Origin of the sequence: Pedobacter psychrophilus, assembly GCF_001652725.1 — a bacterium.
GTDB lineage: Bacteria > Bacteroidota > Bacteroidia > Sphingobacteriales > Sphingobacteriaceae > Pseudopedobacter > Pseudopedobacter psychrophilus.
The window spans coordinates 624,097-640,627 of sequence record NZ_LWHJ01000022.1 but is presented as its reverse complement, the minus strand read 5'-3'; the positions used below and the strand labels follow the sequence as shown (position 1 = coordinate 640,627).

Below are 16,531 nucleotides of genomic sequence, written 5' to 3'. Positions count from 1 at the left end.
TTGTTAAATTTTGTTAAAAGTAAATTTAGGTTAGCTGCTCGCTTGTTAGGCCAAAACGGCGTTCTCTTTGTTGATAATTATATATTGCTTCAAATAGGTCTTCTCTTCTAAAATCTGGCCATAGCTTAGATGTAAAGTATAATTCGGCGTAAGCCAACTGCCACAACAGATAGTTACTAATGCGATGCTCGCCGCTGGTTCTTATCATTAACTCTGGGTCTGGCAAATTATGTGTAGAGAGGTATTTTTCGAATAATTTTTCATCAATATCATCTGGTTTTATTTTACCACTTGCAGCGTCCTCAGCCAATAGTTTTGTGGCATTTAAAATTTCCCATCTGCTACTATAAGAAAGGGCTAAAGTTAATGTAAGACGGGTATTCCCAGCTGTTTTCGCCATAGCTTCTTGCAACTCTTTGTAACATCTTGATGGTAAAGATTGCAAATCTCCAATGGCATTTAAGCGCACATTGTTATCCATCAATGTTTTGGTTTCTTTATTAATAGTACTTACTAAAAGCTCCATTAAAGCAGTAACCTCTAACTTTGGACGGTTCCAATTCTCTGTAGAAAAAGCATACATTGTTAAATTTTCTACCCCTATTTCAGCCGCACCTTCTACAGTATCACGTACTGCCAATACCCCATTTTTATGACCAAAAACCCTCATCTTGCCTTTTTCTTTTGCCCATCTTCCGTTTCCATCCATAATGATAGCAACATGTTTAGGTAATTTATCAAGGCTTAATTTTTCTCTAAAACTCATTTAATTTGATCGATATTCCAATTTAAAAGTAACAATTTTGGCTCACAAAGGTATAAGATAAGGTTATACCCACAAACACATATCCATCCTTTTTTCTAAAATCACCTCTTTGACTTCCAGGAACTGCATTTTGATTGACGGAGCGGTCTGATAAAGATTGTCTTATGATTGTTTTTTGTGGAGTACTTTCTTGCAATTCGGCTGCTGTTGCATATAAACCACTCACATCATCTAAATAATCTGTATTTAAGTTTCTATAGCCAATCTCGCCAATAATATTAAAATACTTCCCGAAATTATATTTAACTCCAGCACCAAAAGGAATAGAGTAAGTAGTTGTTTTATAATCAAAACCTTCGGTATCGTAATATTTTAATTCGTAAGTACTGCCATTATAATCTGTTTTAGGATTAAATAAGGTTAATGCTACTCCAGTAAAAACGAAAGGAGTGATTCTTTTTTGCATAAATTCAAATCCATAATCTAAAAAATTAAATTCTACCGTTAAATTACCTTCTGATATTGGAGAGTAAAAGCTTAGATTTCTGTTTACTTCTTGCGCATATTTTGATTTAGAATCGTTGTAGCTTACTTTACCTTTTAACGCCGCAAGTTTTAAAGACCAATAGCTATCAAAATTTCTTTTGATTTGAAAGCCTAATGCTGGCTCGGTGATTTTAAGATAATTGTTTTGATTTAAGTCGCCAATATAGCCCATGCCACCACCTGTTACACCAATCTCCCAAGTTTGTGCTTGTGCAAAAGATATAGAAAGTATAAAAAGTATAAATACTTTATAAATTTTATTCATTAAGAAGGCTTAGTAATTTCTGGTATCTATACCCCAAAGCAATTTATTTCTTAACGTAGAGAGGTAAGTTTCATTGTTTAACCTTACCAAATTTATATCAAAATTTGCTCGTTTTAAATGAAGTCTAAAATTCGCATCTATTACCTCTGTCCTAGAATCGCAGCTTACCAGATATTTAGAACTTCTTCCTTCAATCTCAAAAGTTAGCTCATTTTCATCAGATAAAATTACTGGCCTTACGTTTAAGTTATGGGGAGAAATTGGCGTAATTACAAAATTACCTGATCTGGGAAAAATAATAGGACCACCACAGCTTAAAGAATATGCGGTTGATCCTGTTGGCGTTGCAACAATTAACCCATCTGCCCAGTAGGAATTTAAAAATTCTCCATTTAAAAAACAATGGATTAAAATCATGGCAGATGTGTCTCTTTTTAATATGGTAAAATCATTAAGGGCAAAATTTAAATCGCCAAATAAACCCGGTTGTGATTCTACTTTTAATAAACTTCTTGTATCTAGAGTGAACTTTTTATGTATAAGACTATCAATAGCTGTTTTAATTCCTTCTTTATTGATACTAGCTAAAAAACCTAATCTGCCAAAGTTGATACCTATCATCGGAATTCCAGAATCACGAACTAAAGTGACGGTATCCAGCATCGTTCCATCGCCGCCAAGGCTTATCATTACATCTACATTTCCAACTAAATCTTTATGGCTATTAAAGGATTTGAAAGCTTTTGGTAAAAAGAGTTTATCTTTTAGAAAATCGTAGAAATCACTATAAATGAGCACTTCTACTTCCCATTCTACCAAACAATCAAACACTTGCTGAACGTAAGGTAATACTGAATTATTGAACTTTCTGCCGTAAACGCCTAATTTCATTTTAGTATCTTAAAAACTTAGATAATTCATCAAAGCGTCAAACCTGTCAGAATTTCCATCATTTTGTATAGAAGAGTTATAGGTAGCCAAAATTGTATAGTTATATCTTAAAAAAGAGGCAACAATTTGACTGATGTCTGTTTTATTAATCTTCAATGTAACCACCATCTTTGTAGAATCTGGGAGTATGTCTGTATAAGAGCTAAGTACTTGTGCATTTTCAGATTCTATAATTTGAGAGATATGAGCTAAAGAATTATCTCTAGTCCCTATTTCTAAAAGGATTATCCCTCCAGGTTGAGAAACAGAAGTAATATTTGCCATATATTCTACCATTGTATTTATAGATATTAAGCCTATATAGTTAAGCTTATCATCCAATACGGGTAAAACTGTTAGCTTTTGCTCTGCAAAAATTCTGATGGCATCATAAATATGCTGGTTTTGTAAAATAAAAGAGTTGATGAGCGATAAGCTTAGATCCCCAACTGCAGTATTCTGATCTTCAACCTCAATTAAGTCGTCTTCGGCAATTAAGCCTAACAGTTGCTGCTGATTTACAATTGGCAAATGACTTATTTTAAATTCAGCCATTCGCTCAAAAACTTTCTGCACAGGATCAGAAATTTTTAATTCTGGTATTGCATATGAGATTAATTGGCTGGCAATCATTAAATATTGTTTTTCTGCAAAAATTTATTTAGAAAGATATTAAATTCTTTTGGTTGCTCCATCATTGGTGCATGCCCACATTTATCAACCCAATTTAATTCGCAATTGGGCAAAAGTTCATTAAATTCTACAGCAACTTCTGGCGGAGTGATTTTATCATTTTTTCCCCATATTAAAGATACTGGAATTTTAATATTATTTAAATCTTTACCCATATTGTGCCTTATGGCAGATTTAGCCATAGCCAAAATCCTAATTACTTTATGTCTATCGTTAACTGTTGCATAAACATCATCAATTAACTCTTTTGTTGCCGTTTCAGGATCATAAAATGTGAATTGTACCTTTTCTTTAATAAAATCATAGCTCTCTCTTTTAGGAAAAGAACCTCCAAAGGCATTTTCATATAAACCAGAACTTCCTGTTAAAACTAATGCCTTAACATACTCTTGATGGGATAAAGTATAGATTAAACCTACATGACCTCCCAAAGAATTACCTAATAAAGTTACTTGTTGATAGTCTTTAAACTTAATGAATTTATGAACATATTTAGATAAAGTTTTAACACCTGTTGTAAGTAACGGTAAATCGTAAATTGGCAACATAGGTATTACGATGGTATATCTATCTTTAAACTCCTCAATTACTTTTTCCCAATTACTTAAAGCTCCCATTAAACCATGAAGTAAAAGTAATACGTCTCCTTTGCCCTCTTCAATATATTTAAAACCTTTTTCTTCCTTAATTATATACTCCATAAAATGTTCACAAAATGATTGTGTGGTTGTAATGCTAAATTAATAGTCTATTTCTAATTTGAGTATAAAAACTAAATTAATTGCAGTAAAAGTACGATTTACAGCTTGGTTAAAGAACAAAAATTATCCTAATAAACTTTTAATGGTTTCTGAGATTGCTTTACCATCAGCTTTGCCAGAAAGTTCTTTATTAGCTACACCCATAATTTTACCCATTTCTTTTACAGAAGTAACATTTAATTTTTCAATTAACCCTTTTATATAGTCGTTTAATTCTTGCTGAGAGAGCTGCTGAGGTAAATATCTCTCAATAACCCCAATCTCATCGGCTTCTATTTGATAAAGGTCATCTCTGTTTTGTGCTTTGTAAATATCTGCAGACTCTTTTCTTTGTTTTACTAAACGTTGTAAAACTTTTATTTCTGCCTCTTCAGTAATATCTTGTGATGCTCCTTTCTCTGTTTTTGCTAAAAGGATTGCGGATTTTATAGCCCTTAAACTTCTTAATGAGGTTTCATCTTTTGCTAACATAGCCGTTTTAATATCTTGATTTATGGTATTTTCTAACATATTTTTAATTTTGAATGAGAGAATGATTGAATTTTGAATGAGTAAAAATAAAGAATGAGTTAAGGAATTTTGATTAATGAACCTATATCTTTAAAAACTCATTTAGCTACAAAACTACTAAACTAATTTTTAACCATATAATACGGAGAAGCTTGAGCAGTTGGCATAATAATTAAATCATTAATGTTTACATGAAAAGGGCGACTTGTTGCAAAATAAATAGTTTCCGCAATATCTAAAGCTTTTAAAGGTTCAAAACCATCATAAACTTTTTTAGCTTTTTCTTTATCTCCGTGAAAACGAACTTCAGAAAACTCTGTTTCTACTGCTCCTGGATTTATACCTGTAACTTTTATCCCATATTTTAACAAATCAATTCTCATTGACTGATTTAAAGCATCTACTGCATGTTTTGTAGCGCAATAGACATTTCCATTGGCGTAAACTTGTTTTCCAGCAATTGATCCTATATTAACAATATGTCCGGATTCTTCAGCAATCATCCAATTTGAGACAATTTTAGAAACATAAAGTAAGCCCTTAACATTGGTATCTATCATGATATCCCAATCAGAAATTTTTCCTTCTTGAATTGGATCTAAACCCTGACTTAAACCAGCATTATTAATTAAAATAGCGACTTTTTTTAATGCTATAGGTAAATTATTAAGGTGCTTTTCTACCTCATTTTTTTTGCTAACATCAAAACATAATGTTGTTACGTTTATATTAAAGTCATTTTCTAACTTAAGTTTTAAATTAGCCAATTTCTCTTCTCTCCTACCGGTGATAATCAAATCGAAATTCTTTGCTGCATATAATTCAGCACAGGCTTGGCCAATGCCAGATGTTGCTCCAGTAATTAAAACTATCTTATTTGTAATTGACATGATGTTTGTTGTTTTAAATATTTTAGAGAATAATAATTGTAAAATTAAAAAATATTAGGGCGTTTTAACGGGCTTTACACTGTATCTTTTTATTTTTCTTCCTTCCACTTCGTTCCGGATAAAAAATAAAAAGGATGCCGTTCCAATCCCTAACGCAACCTTTCAAATCGCCATTTTAGGGAGTGATTAAAAGGAAATCTCACCTGCAAATAAGAGACGAAATTTTATTTTAATGATAGGTTTATCTAATATAATATCTTTAGTTCTTACACAAGATTACTATTCAAAGTACAAACTAAAGACAAAATTTCTTAAAAAAAGTTTGTCTATTGGAGCAGAATATGGATGGTCTTCTCTGTTTAAAATACTTTTTACGCTGTTGCTTAATTTTATTTCTGGGGAGAGTTTAAAATACTCGAAGTATAAATCGAAGCCAATGCCCGCTTCATAAGAAAGGAAATTGCGTTTATTTTTTAATAATTTGGCTATCGCGATATCACCAACGTCATCAGCTTTTTTACCACTAATACCCAAACTGTATTTTGCCCCGCCAATTAAATAAGCCCTAAAATCTTTACGCCTGTCAGATTTCAGTTTTAAAGAGATTGGGAATTCTAAAGAAGTGGAAGTAACTGTTCTTCTGGTAAAACCATCTGGCGATTCAGAATCCGCTCGATCATAAGACGCACCATCATTAAATTGATAATCAATAATGCGATCTGTAAATATAAAAGTTGGGGTTATCCTAAAATTTAAATTTGGAGTAATAAAAATATCTGGTAATACAAACCCAATCCCGAAGCCAGGATTTTGTATAGAACGTATGCTTTTTAAACCTTGGGTAACCTGAACTCCATTTTCATAATAAGGAAGTTCCCAATCTTCAAACTTTTGAATTTTATATTCTGAACTGATGTATTGAAAACTAAAACCAAAATGTATATTTTTCTCATCTACGCCGCCTCCATAATTACCTTGAGAAAAGGCTTTTACAGAAAAAATAAACAATACAAAACTTAAAAGCGTTTTGGTTTTAATCATTTAGTACCTGTGTAAATAGAACAAATTCCAAACGCCAAAGGTTTACATTTGGTATTTTTATAGCCTACTTTATCCATTAAAGCTGTAAACTTTTCGCCATCAGGAAAAGCTGCCACAGACTCTGGCAAATAAGAATATGCACTTGCATCTTTAGAAAAAACCTTACCAACTGTTGGCGTGACATAATTAAAATAGAAATTATAAAGCTGTTTAACAGGAAATGCTTTAGGTTTTGAAAACTCCAAAATTACTGCCTTTCCATTAGGTTTTAACACTCTTAACATATCTGCAATACCCTTTTCTATATTTTCAAAATTTCTAACTCCATAAGCTACAGTGACTGCATCAAAAGAATCATTATCGAATAAAAGTTTTTCAGAATCTCCTAATTTAACCTCAAAAACATCGCTTTTGCCTCTTTTAATAATTTTTTCATCCGCTATATTTAACATGCCTTGCGAAATATCAACTCCTATAATTTTTTTAGGCTTTAATTTTTCCAGCGCTTCAAAAGCAAAATCTCCGGTACCTGTAGCAACATCTAATATTGTTTGGGGTTGGTCTTTTACCAATTCATTAATTGCTTGTTTTCTCCAAATAATATCAATACCTAAAGATAAGAAGTGATTTAAAAAGTCGTAAGTTTTAGAGATATTATTAAACATATTAGCTACCTGTTCTTTCTTGGTAAGCTCTTCGTTTTTATATGGAGTAACGTTTTCTGACATGATTATCGCAAAGATATATTTTTGTTATCGATTTGAAGATTTTGGATATTTAAGCTTAAAGGTATTACTACAGAAATTGTTTTTTTATGTTCTTAAATTCTACTTAGAATTTGATAACAACAAATTTGGTTTATAACCTTAAACCGATTTTATAGCCTTTTAATGATAAGAAATGGTGATTTTTTGACATCAGCTAATATTAAGTTAGCATTGTTGTATGACTCTAAATAGAAACCATAATTTGAATGAAACTAATAAAAAAGAAATCATAATATTTATTACAAATTTAATTCATAATATTATTCTCGTTTTTAAAAAATTGGGCATCATTATAGAATAAAAATAGAAATTAAAAATATGAAAAAATTTCTTCTCTGGTTTACCAGCATAGTATTAGTTCTCGCAATAGCTTTATACATAGGGAGCAAATATTTACAAAAAAATTGGAAGCCTTTATTAGAAGAACAGCTTAAAAAAGCGGTTATTAATTCTACAGATAGTTTGTATAAAATAGAATACAAAAATATAGATGTGAATCCTTTAAATGGGAATTTAAAATTAGTGGATTTTAAGCTAATTCCTGTTATGAGTATTTACCAAAAGTTAAAAGATGCAAAAAAAGCTCCTGACAATTTATACGAATTATCTGTTGATGCCCTGGTTATAAGAAATGCGAACGCAAAAGAAGCCGTTAAAACTAAAAAACTAAACATAGCAAATATTATTATTAACCATCCCCAGCTTAAAATTATTAACGATAGGCAATCTTATAATGATACGGTAAAAACTAGTAATAAAGAACGAAAAAATCCTTACGAATTAATTAAAGATATTTTTAAAGAGTTAAAAATCAATACAATAAAACTTCAAGAAATAGATTTTACTTTTGTAAATAAAAGCTACAAAACCGAAAAAAAAACATCCCTTAAAAACTTAAATATAGAAATTACAGACTTACTAATCGACTCACTATCTTCCCAAGATAGCAGCAGGGTTTATTATACAAAAAACGTTTTAATAGATATTAAGGATTATAAAATTGCCACCCCTGATAGCCTTTATTTTGTAAAGATGAACAACCTTAGCTTCTCTACATTAAAGAATGAATTACAACTAAAGGATGTAAAATTAGAACCTCGTTTAGATAAAGTGCCATTTTATAAAAAAGTTGGCTATGCAAAAGATAGGTTTGATTTAGATTTCAAAAATATTACCATTCAAGATATAGATTTTGATTTATTCTTAAAACAGCAAAGGCTTTTTGCACAAACCTTATCTATTGATAAAGCTAGGGTTGATGTTTACAACAACAACGCATATCCAAAACACAGATCAGATAAAACAGGTAAATTTCCTCATCAGCAACTTTTAAAATTAGCGCTAGATATGCGAATTGCGAAATTAAATCTAAATAATGTGGCAATTAGCTATTCTGAATTTGATGCTAAAAGTAAAAAAACGGGCCGTATAGATTTTAAAAATGTAAATGGAACCATCTATAATGTGACTAATGATAGTGCCTCTTTATCAAAAAACAGTGTGATGAAAGCAAATTTAAAAACCCAAGTTTTTGGTGTTATCCCTGCAGATTTAAACTTTAAATTTTATATGTTGAGCAAAGTTGGTGCTTTTGATTTTGGCGGAGTGATTGGTGCTTTTAATGGAAAGGCAGTGAATGAAATTGTAAAACCTTTAGGAATGGCAGAAATAAAATCTGCCAATATTAAAAAGATGATTTTTAATGCCACTGCCAATCAGAATAAAGCAAATGGAACAGTAAAGTTTTATTATGATGATTTGAGTGTTAACATTTTAACCAGAGAGGATAATGGAAATCTAAAGAGCATGGGATTTGCATCTTCATTAGCGAATAGATTTATTATCAATACTCAAAACCCATCAAAAAAAGGAGTATTTACAACTGGTCGTATTTATTACCAAAGACCAACTTATGCTTCATTTTTTAATTACCTATGGCAATCTTTATTTACCGGAATTAAAGAAAGTGTTGGCGTAAGCCGAGAAAAAGAAGAAAAGTTAAGAAATACTGCTGAAAGAATTGGAGGAATTGTTTCAGGAACTAAAGAAGCTTTTTCTTCTGTGAAAGAAGCTTTAAAAGAAAGAAAAGAGAAAAGACAATTAAAAAGGGAAGAGAAAAAGAAGCAGAAAGAATTAGAGAAACAAGAATAGTATTTCGTCTTACCTAACCCAAAACTGGTTTTATCTACAAAATATCAAAAAATAGTAAAGCTCTACTTAAAAGGATTCGAGAATTTAGGATCTGTATTAATGGTTTCATCTGTTAAGGTATTTAGAAAACTCATCATATCTTGTATATCCTGAGGTGCAATTGAGTGTTGAGGAATAGGTCTTAAATTTGTTCCTGGAGCACCGGCCATTAACATAGTTTGAACATTTAAAATACTTCCATTATGGAATAAATTTGTACGGTTTACAATATTCCTTAAACTACTTGATTTAAAACGGTTAGTTCCATTAATTCCTGAATCATTATTATCGGCTAAGCCAAATCCTTGTCCTGGATTACTGGTAATAAACATAGGTGGAGTATGGCAACTGGCACAAGTTTGAACACCTGGACCTCCTGCATTTAAGAATAATTGTTCCCCTCTTGCCTCGGAAGCAGTAAAATTCGATCTACCGTCTTTAATCAAATCGTACTTTGATTGATAAGTAACCAAACTTCTGATATACTGAGAAATAGCTTTCGATATTTTAACAGAGTCGATATTGGTAGAACCGTAGGCTTTCAAAAACAAATCTGGATAATAATCCATCGATTTTACTTTAGCTTCTAATTCATTTAATGTTAAACCCATTTCTACGTGATTTTGGATAGGTTGTAAAACTTGTGCCTCTAAAGAATTCGCTCTTTCATCCCAAAACATTTTACCATTTTGGTAAAAGCGTAAATTTAAAAGTGACATAGAATTTCTACTTGTTTTACCCCCATTAAATCCGATACTTAAAATTTCACTATCATCAAAAGAAAGTTCAGGTTTATGACAACTGGCGCAACTTATCGTATTGTTCTGGCTCAGATGCTTGTCATAAAATAAAACCCTGCCCAAGGTAGCACCATCATTTGTTAAGCGATTGTTGAAAGGAGTATTATCGGTACTCGCTAAAGCTGAAGCAACATGGTTTGGATAAGAAACGATATAATTATATGATGAAGTTGGCAAAGTAGGCGTTAATTTATCGGTATTAATAGCAGTATTATCTTTTGCGCAAAACTGAAATAAACAAACAGTACAGATTATTGCTGTTACAATTAATAATTTTCTCATGCTATCATTTAGTTTAGGATAAAAATATTTAGTGAAGCAATTTAAAACTTAAACTTTTAAATTTAAGTTTATTTTATTGCTTTAAATTATATCCGTTTAATGCTTAGCTTACCCTAAATAAATTTGCGATTATTTTTGAGAAGGGATAGAAGGGTGCTCTATTATGATTTTAACTGCGTTTTTAATATAAATATATAGTCAAACAAATTAATTTCCATATTAAGTGTAATCACAAAAAGTACTGTTAATTATGTATTAGTTGTTTGAATACATATACCGAAAAATTTAACTTATTATAATTAATCCCAATCATCTGTTCTAAATGATGAAGCTGGTAAACCTGCAGTATTAAATAAAGATCCTTTAACATAGTTTTTCCAACCATAACGCACTGCGACTGGGTTTGGCACTTCATCAGCAGTAAGTTCTAAAACACCATTTGGTAAAACTGCTTTTGCTGGATAAAATTTCTTATCAACACCGGCAATTTCAAAATCCGTTAACTCTTGACTAAAAGAACTTAAACCCATTTCAGCATAATCAAACGTGATAATGGCTTTATTCTTTACCACCTGCATAGATTTATAAACTGGTCCTCTGTAAGTAATCCCTTTAAAACCATAATCTTTGGCTAAAGCCCATAAAGCTAAGCGTTCGCTTACTTCAATTTTCTTTGGTGGGTGTATAAAATTATTAGCGCCAATATCTAAAAGAGAAACCATACCTGTGTTTTTAACAATTTGCATCGTTTTTAGCTGCGCTTCTCTTAAAAAAGCTGAGTTTCCGATATTATTATAGCTATAAGGTGCAATTTGTACAAAATAGAAAGGCATATTTTCTTGTATAAATTTAGCTCGCCAACTGTTAATTAAAGCAGGAAAAAGCTTTGAATATTGTAAAGCGTTGTTACGATTACCTTCTCCCTGATACCAAATAACACCTTTAAAAGTAAAAGGAATTAATGGATTAATCATGCCATTAAATAGTACTGTTGGTGTATTTTGATTTACATTTTTAGTAGTATCTACAGGTAATTTAATTTCACTAAACCCATCTTTTAAGGTTTGATTATCTGTCCAGGCTTGTGCAACAGTACCTCCCCATTCGCTGGTTACTAGCCCAATTGGTACGTTTAAGTTCTCATGCAATATTTTACCAAAAATATAAGCCACAGCACTAAAATTTGGTGTAGTTTCTGGCGAAGCATTTAACCATTTACCTTTGCAGCTATCTAATGGGGTTTTAGATATTTTATTTGCCACATCAAATAACCTGATTTGATTATTTTTACTTTTTAAAATTAATTGATTGCTATATTCTATAGGTTGACCTCTGAAGCCTTTAACAGGCATTTCCATATTAGATTGACCAGAACAAAGCCAAACTTCCCCTAATAAAACATCGTTAATATTTACAGTAGAACTTCCTGTTACTTTTATTTGATAAGGGCCTCCTTCTTTGTTGGTCACTAAAGTTGTTTTCCATTTTCCGTCCGCATTGGTAGTAGCCATTGCTTTCGCTCCCCATGTGGTTGTAATGGTCACCTTAGCGTTTGGCTTATCAAAACCGAAAATTGCAATTTGAGCATTGCGCTGTAAAACCATGTGATCGTCAAACAAAGAAGCTAATTTTGTTTGAGCCATTAATCGGCTAGCACAAAAAATCATTACAAAAGCCAGAATTAAATGGTTAATTTTTTTTCTCATTTTTTAAGGATTGTTATAATTGGTTACGATAAATCTAACCATTTAACTTTGAAATATGGACTAATTGACTAAAATCAAACTACTGTTTAGTTTTATTTAAAAGAACAATAATAATTCTAGTTTGAATGTGTGAAGATGTAGACCATAGAGAAAGATTACTAAAATTTGTATCAAAATTGGGGATTACGGATGAGGTGTTTTTGGATTGATTTAAGTTAGAGAATTTGAAGACTCATTTTTTGCTAATCCGATGAGACGCTTCGCTTAACTCTTCGGAAAGTAGGATTTAAGAGAGTTTGAAAACTATTTTCTATTTTAGAATAGTTTCAGACTAATTCTTATTAATCGCTGTTGACCTTTTCATATCCTTATTATAAATTATAGCATCAAAAAATTTGGGCCAACTGTTACTATATGGTACATAATCTCTACAGCGTAAAGATCTTATCTCATTTAACCATAATCCGTCCGACTTCTGACTTAAACTTCTTAAGTCGAAAAACAAATTATCAATTTTAGTTTTATAAAAAAGGTTTTCAAACGATGTTTGTGCAGGTCTTCGTATTTTTATCAAATCAGATCCATCAATCCAAGCGGATTCCCCTTCAAAAGCGACAAGACTTATACTATACATATTTTTCGAACTAATACTATCTGTAATATATTGCCCCATTGTTTTAAAGTTATTAACTATTTGAGATTTACTAATGTGAAAATTATGAGCCCAAATAATAATTTTATCGTTTGGATGCTGTTTGTTTATCAACCATAAAACATTTTGAGCCATTACAGAATCTCTAAGTTTATTTACACCTGCGACATCTAACTGTTCTAAAAGACCTTTAATATCGTTTTTAGAAGATACAAAATGTTGTAGCCAAAATTGTTTGTCTATTGTATTTAATTTTTCAATTTGACTAATTACTCTATCAATTGATTTCTTGAACAATGGTAAATCAAACTTATTTAAACTATCCTTAGTTTTGAAAACTAATCTATTATAGACACCATAAAAATTTTGCTTTTCATTTTCATTAGTAAAAACAATTTTATTATCATCAAAGAATTTTGAAACTTCTTTACCTGACTCCTTGATATAAACTCCATCATAATTAAATTGACAATCAAACCCTGTTAATACTAATGGATTTTCACTCGGCATTTCAGAAGCTATATACTGAAATAAAGGTTGCGCTTCATTGGAATGTCCCCATAATTGAAAAACCGACTCTCTTAATGGAATTAAGGGATTTTTAGATTTAAGAGCCTCCTGCCAACCTATTTCAGCGTTGTAAAAACTGCTTTCAAAAGCTATAACATTAAATCCCATTTTTTCATGAAGAAATTTAATTATTCTAGTTTTAGTTTCAAATGCAGTACCATCTCCATGAGATGATTCGCCCAACATAACTAAACGAGTATCACCTATATAATCTTTCAATTTCTCTAAGTCAGAAAAATCTTCATTGTTTGGATCGATAGAAATAGGAACTGCATTTTGTTTCAGGAAATCAACTTTATCTTGAGAAAAAGAACTTTTAAAAAAAAATAAGAAAAGAAAAATCGAAAGTAAGATTTTGAATTTCATAGTAATGTATTTTATTAAATATAGAGGCAAAAGAACCTTAAGAAGAATTTTGAGAATGTTTTTAACACTAATTAACAAAAAAGCCGTTCAAAATAACTTTGAACGGCTTTCAATTTTTAATAGATTATTATTTCTCTTTTGTAATCTTCCAATCTTTAGGAGCTTTAAATCCTTTTTTAGGACCTTTAGAAAGAATTTCTTCTTTTGCTTCTATTGCCTCATACGGAGCAACCTCTTTCAAAAGCTTTTTATACATCTCGGGATTGCTAGTTCGAAGATTTTCTTTTTCTGAATAATCTGGAGGTATATGACTTAATACATCACCATCAGTCATGCGCATCTTTTTAATTCCCAAATCTTTAATCAGCTTCCAATCTCCATCTATAATGGCTCCATGTCCAAGATAAAACTGTCTATCAATATGACTAGTCTTTCCACTTAATACAGGCCACATATTTATACCATCAAGTGGTAATTTTGATGGAGCCGTAACACCAGCGATTGCTTTAAATGTTGGTAACACATCTATATATCCCATTACCTGTTCTATTTGTTTTCCCCCAACTAAACCAGCAGATGGCCATTTCACGATTGCAGGAACACGAACTCCACCCTCCCACTCTTCAAATTTATAACCACGCAACTCCCCGTGAGAATTAACAGCACCATTACCCGCAGCACCGTTATCACTCATAAAAAGAATTAAAGTATTATCATCAATTTTTTGATCTTTTAAAGTTTTTAATACTCTTCCAATTCCTTTATCTAGGTTTGTAACCATGGCAGCATAGGTTTGCTTTGGCGTATTTCCATGACCTAAATTTCCACTCTCTGCGCTTTCATCACCACCTTCAGTTCCAGAAAATCTCCCTTTAGCAGGATCAAACCCATTCTGAATTAAATCCTCATCTGGTGCTTGAAGCGGACCATGAGGTGCATTATAAGCTAAATACATAAAGAAAGGTGCAGATTCTTTAGAATATTGTTTAATACATTTCACAGCTTCATCTGACAATAAATTTGTAGAATATCCCTTGTCTTTTGATGGTTCGTAATCATTATGCCAATCAACTTCTCCTTCACGTTTATGTGTGAAATAATCAATTGCACCATTTAAATGTCCATAAAAGTGTGTAAAACCTCTCCTCATCGGATGATATTGAAGCGTATTATGACCTAAATGCCATTTACCAATTATAGCTCTATTTGTATAACCCGCTTGAGTTAAAACGTCTGGCAAGGTCACTTCTTCGGTATCCAAACCAAAATCACTCCATGGTGGTATTGTAGTTTCACGAATTCCTACTCTATTTGGATACCTGCCTATTAAAAGTCCCGCCCGAGTTGGTGAGCAAATTGGCGCTGCATAAAAACGGTTAAGAATAACTCCATCTTTAGAAAGTTTATCAATATTTGGAGTCTTGATTGTACTACCGTGGTAACCAACATCTCCCCAGCCAAGATCATCAGCTAGTATGATGATGATGTTGGGTTTCTTGGTTTGTGCGAAACTTAAAAATGGCAGTAATAATAAAATATAAAGTATTTTTTTCATTTAAATTGGTTTTATTACTAGGACGGTGTTTGTTTATAATGGTTTAATTTTATCTATTGAAGATAATTATTGACTAATTTCTTATCTCACAAAAATAAATTATCAAACTTATACTGGCTAAAACTTTTGTTTAACAAACTATAATAATTGTATTATATGAAATGTTTATAAGGAATTTGAAATGTTGGTTAAAACCCAACCCTTTAGCTGTATAATAAATGATGGAATATGGGGGTCTAAAAAACAAAGATTTAATAAAATGGATTGGTAGTAAAAGCTATGTTTATACTCTGTTAATGGTAAAAGCCCTTTACACTAAAAATTACTAAAATTTGCATCAAAAACTTGGGATTCTGGCTGAGGTGTTTTTGGGTTAAGTTTTATTAGTGAGTTTAAAAACTCTTTTTTATCATTAAAAACATTTTATGCTAAGCTAAAGACTACGGATAGTAAGGTTTTCGGTCTGTGAGGACACAGACCGAGGAAAAACCACTTGCAAGCTATTAATCACATAAAATCTAACTTTCAGTTAATCAGTAATCATCACGCCTTTAAAAATACGCCCAAGTCGGACTTGAAACTTATTTCTTAAAAAACATTCTGGTAATAAAAATACCTCCTGGATCGTCTCCTCCCGCATGACTTTCTACTCCACTGGTAACATAAATTAACTTATATCCAAGCCCTTCTAATTCCATAATTCTTGCACCAATCATAGCATCATTAGATGCTATGTTTTGAAAATTAATACCTACAGCACTAAAAAAGTTTAATAATTTAGCTTCATCAAATTTCTCTATTTTTAATTCGCTTCTACTTACACTTCTTTGGTCAGATTTTTTACCATCTGTGCGGTTAGTACGAAATTGATCGGTGTTAACCTCTGTGGTGTTTTCAATCATTCTAGATCTACCTACACCCATAGGAACTATGGATTCTACAACGGTTACAATCTTCCACTCCGAAACCTTTTCAGGAGCGGTTTGGGCCAATGTAACTACATTTAAAGCCATAGCAATGGCAATTGCTAAAATCGACTTTTTCATACTATTTGAAATTAATTTTCTTAAAGATAAAAATAACTGAAAATATATTTATTAAGAATAATATTTTTTCAAATAATTTAAACTAAACAATTCACGAACTTTAAACGAGGTTTAACTAGAGATTAATAAATAATAGTTTTCAATTTCGCTAAAAACATACAGTCATATGCTGCATGACTAAGAATCCAACAGCCC

15 protein-coding genes are annotated in these 16,531 nt (G+C 31.4%); 1 reads left to right on the top strand and 14 read right to left on the bottom strand.

Annotated elements, in window-relative coordinates; translation table 11 throughout:
* Positions 1-25: 25 nt before the first annotated feature.
* The 9 genes from A5893_RS07630 to ubiE all read right to left on the bottom strand — a co-directional run bounded on the left by A5893_RS07630 (position 26) and on the right by ubiE (position 7,130).
* A complete protein-coding gene (locus A5893_RS07630) occupies positions 26-766 on the bottom strand; it encodes an isoprenyl transferase (protein WP_068821944.1) in 741 nt (246 codons plus the stop codon).
* Positions 767-788: 22 nt separating this feature from the next.
* Positions 789-1,577 (bottom strand): type IX secretion system protein PorG, encoded by a 789-nt coding sequence (gene porG / locus A5893_RS07625; protein WP_068821943.1) that lies wholly within the window; start codon positions 1,575-1,577, stop codon positions 789-791.
* A 9-nt stretch (positions 1,578-1,586) separates the two neighbouring features.
* Positions 1,587-2,468 carry an NAD kinase gene (locus A5893_RS07620; RefSeq protein ID WP_068821942.1) on the bottom strand — a complete coding sequence of 294 codons (882 nt, stop codon included), beginning with the start codon at positions 2,466-2,468 and terminating at the stop codon, positions 1,587-1,589.
* A 9-nt stretch (positions 2,469-2,477) separates the two neighbouring features.
* Positions 2,478-3,140, bottom strand: a complete 663-nt coding sequence (locus tag A5893_RS07615) for a CBS domain-containing protein (protein WP_068821941.1) — start codon at positions 3,138-3,140, stop codon at positions 2,478-2,480.
* Complete coding sequence (locus A5893_RS07610) at positions 3,140-3,901, bottom strand: alpha/beta fold hydrolase (protein ID WP_068821940.1); 762 nt, start codon at positions 3,899-3,901, stop codon at positions 3,140-3,142. The genes A5893_RS07615 and A5893_RS07610 overlap by 1 nt, the downstream gene beginning before the upstream one ends.
* A gap of 123 nt (positions 3,902-4,024) precedes the next feature.
* Positions 4,025-4,471 carry a GatB/YqeY domain-containing protein gene (locus A5893_RS07605; protein WP_068821939.1) on the bottom strand — a complete coding sequence of 149 codons (447 nt, stop codon included), beginning with the start codon at positions 4,469-4,471 and terminating at the stop codon, positions 4,025-4,027.
* A gap of 122 nt (positions 4,472-4,593) precedes the next feature.
* On the bottom strand, positions 4,594-5,361 hold the full coding sequence (locus A5893_RS07600) for an SDR family NAD(P)-dependent oxidoreductase (protein WP_068821938.1): 768 nt from the start codon (positions 5,359-5,361) through the stop codon (positions 4,594-4,596).
* 279 nt (positions 5,362-5,640) lie between these two features.
* A complete protein-coding gene (gene porT / locus A5893_RS07595; protein WP_068821937.1) occupies positions 5,641-6,402 on the bottom strand; it encodes a type IX secretion/gliding motility protein PorT/SprT in 762 nt (253 codons plus the stop codon).
* The gene (ubiE, locus tag A5893_RS07590) at positions 6,399-7,130 is read right to left on the bottom strand and encodes a bifunctional demethylmenaquinone methyltransferase/2-methoxy-6-polyprenyl-1,4-benzoquinol methylase UbiE (protein ID WP_068821936.1); all 732 of its coding nucleotides are present in this window, start codon (positions 7,128-7,130) and stop codon (positions 6,399-6,401) included. The genes porT and ubiE overlap by 4 nt, the downstream gene beginning before the upstream one ends.
* A 357-nt stretch (positions 7,131-7,487) precedes the next feature.
* Here ubiE and A5893_RS07585 point away from each other — a divergent pair, with 357 nt between their 5' ends.
* Positions 7,488-9,320 carry a hypothetical protein gene (locus A5893_RS07585; protein ID WP_068821935.1) on the top strand — a complete coding sequence of 611 codons (1,833 nt, stop codon included), beginning with the start codon at positions 7,488-7,490 and terminating at the stop codon, positions 9,318-9,320.
* A 62-nt stretch (positions 9,321-9,382) separates the two neighbouring features.
* Here A5893_RS07585 and A5893_RS07580 read toward each other — a convergent pair whose 3' ends face one another.
* The 5 genes from A5893_RS07580 to A5893_RS07560 form a co-directional block, all read right to left on the bottom strand.
* Positions 9,383-10,441, bottom strand: coding sequence for a cytochrome-c peroxidase (locus A5893_RS07580; RefSeq protein ID WP_068821934.1), 1,059 nt, complete (start codon positions 10,439-10,441; stop codon positions 9,383-9,385).
* Between the two features lie 299 nt (positions 10,442-10,740).
* The gene (locus A5893_RS07575; RefSeq protein ID WP_068821933.1) at positions 10,741-12,147 is read right to left on the bottom strand and encodes a sialate O-acetylesterase; all 1,407 of its coding nucleotides are present in this window, start codon (positions 12,145-12,147) and stop codon (positions 10,741-10,743) included.
* A 331-nt stretch (positions 12,148-12,478) separates the two neighbouring features.
* A complete protein-coding gene (locus tag A5893_RS07570) occupies positions 12,479-13,735 on the bottom strand; it encodes an erythromycin esterase family protein (protein WP_068821932.1) in 1,257 nt (418 codons plus the stop codon).
* A gap of 127 nt (positions 13,736-13,862) precedes the next feature.
* On the bottom strand, positions 13,863-15,290 hold the full coding sequence (locus A5893_RS07565) for an arylsulfatase B (protein WP_068821931.1): 1,428 nt from the start codon (positions 15,288-15,290) through the stop codon (positions 13,863-13,865).
* Positions 15,291-15,871: 581 nt separating this feature from the next.
* Entirely contained in the window at positions 15,872-16,336 is a 465-nt protein-coding gene (locus A5893_RS07560) for a hypothetical protein (RefSeq protein WP_068821930.1), read from the bottom strand.
* Positions 16,337-16,531: the final 195 nt, after the last annotated feature.

Bases quoted from the DNA above. Each gene is read 5' to 3' on its own strand.
- A5893_RS07630 (WP_068821944.1), bottom strand. From the start codon at position 766: ATGAGTTTTAGAGAAAAATTAAGCCTTGATAAATTACCTAAACATGTT.
- porG (WP_068821943.1), bottom strand. From the start codon at position 1,577: ATGAATAAAATTTATAAAGTATTTATACTTTTTATACTTTCTATATCT.
- A5893_RS07620 (WP_068821942.1), bottom strand. From the start codon at position 2,468: ATGAAATTAGGCGTTTACGGCAGAAAGTTCAATAATTCAGTATTACCT.
- A5893_RS07615 (WP_068821941.1), bottom strand. From the start codon at position 3,140: ATGATTGCCAGCCAATTAATCTCATATGCAATACCAGAATTAAAAATT.
- A5893_RS07610 (WP_068821940.1), bottom strand. From the start codon at position 3,901: ATGGAGTATATAATTAAGGAAGAAAAAGGTTTTAAATATATTGAAGAG.
- A5893_RS07605 (WP_068821939.1), bottom strand. From the start codon at position 4,471: ATGTTAGAAAATACCATAAATCAAGATATTAAAACGGCTATGTTAGCA.
- A5893_RS07600 (WP_068821938.1), bottom strand. From the start codon at position 5,361: ATGTCAATTACAAATAAGATAGTTTTAATTACTGGAGCAACATCTGGC.
- porT (WP_068821937.1), bottom strand. From the start codon at position 6,402: ATGATTAAAACCAAAACGCTTTTAAGTTTTGTATTGTTTATTTTTTCT.
- ubiE (WP_068821936.1), bottom strand. From the start codon at position 7,130: ATGTCAGAAAACGTTACTCCATATAAAAACGAAGAGCTTACCAAGAAA.
- A5893_RS07585 (WP_068821935.1), top strand. From the start codon at position 7,488: ATGAAAAAATTTCTTCTCTGGTTTACCAGCATAGTATTAGTTCTCGCA.
- A5893_RS07580 (WP_068821934.1), bottom strand. From the start codon at position 10,441: ATGAGAAAATTATTAATTGTAACAGCAATAATCTGTACTGTTTGTTTA.
- A5893_RS07575 (WP_068821933.1), bottom strand. From the start codon at position 12,147: ATGAGAAAAAAAATTAACCATTTAATTCTGGCTTTTGTAATGATTTTT.
- A5893_RS07570 (WP_068821932.1), bottom strand. From the start codon at position 13,735: ATGAAATTCAAAATCTTACTTTCGATTTTTCTTTTCTTATTTTTTTTT.
- A5893_RS07565 (WP_068821931.1), bottom strand. From the start codon at position 15,290: ATGAAAAAAATACTTTATATTTTATTATTACTGCCATTTTTAAGTTTC.
- A5893_RS07560 (WP_068821930.1), bottom strand. From the start codon at position 16,336: ATGAAAAAGTCGATTTTAGCAATTGCCATTGCTATGGCTTTAAATGTA.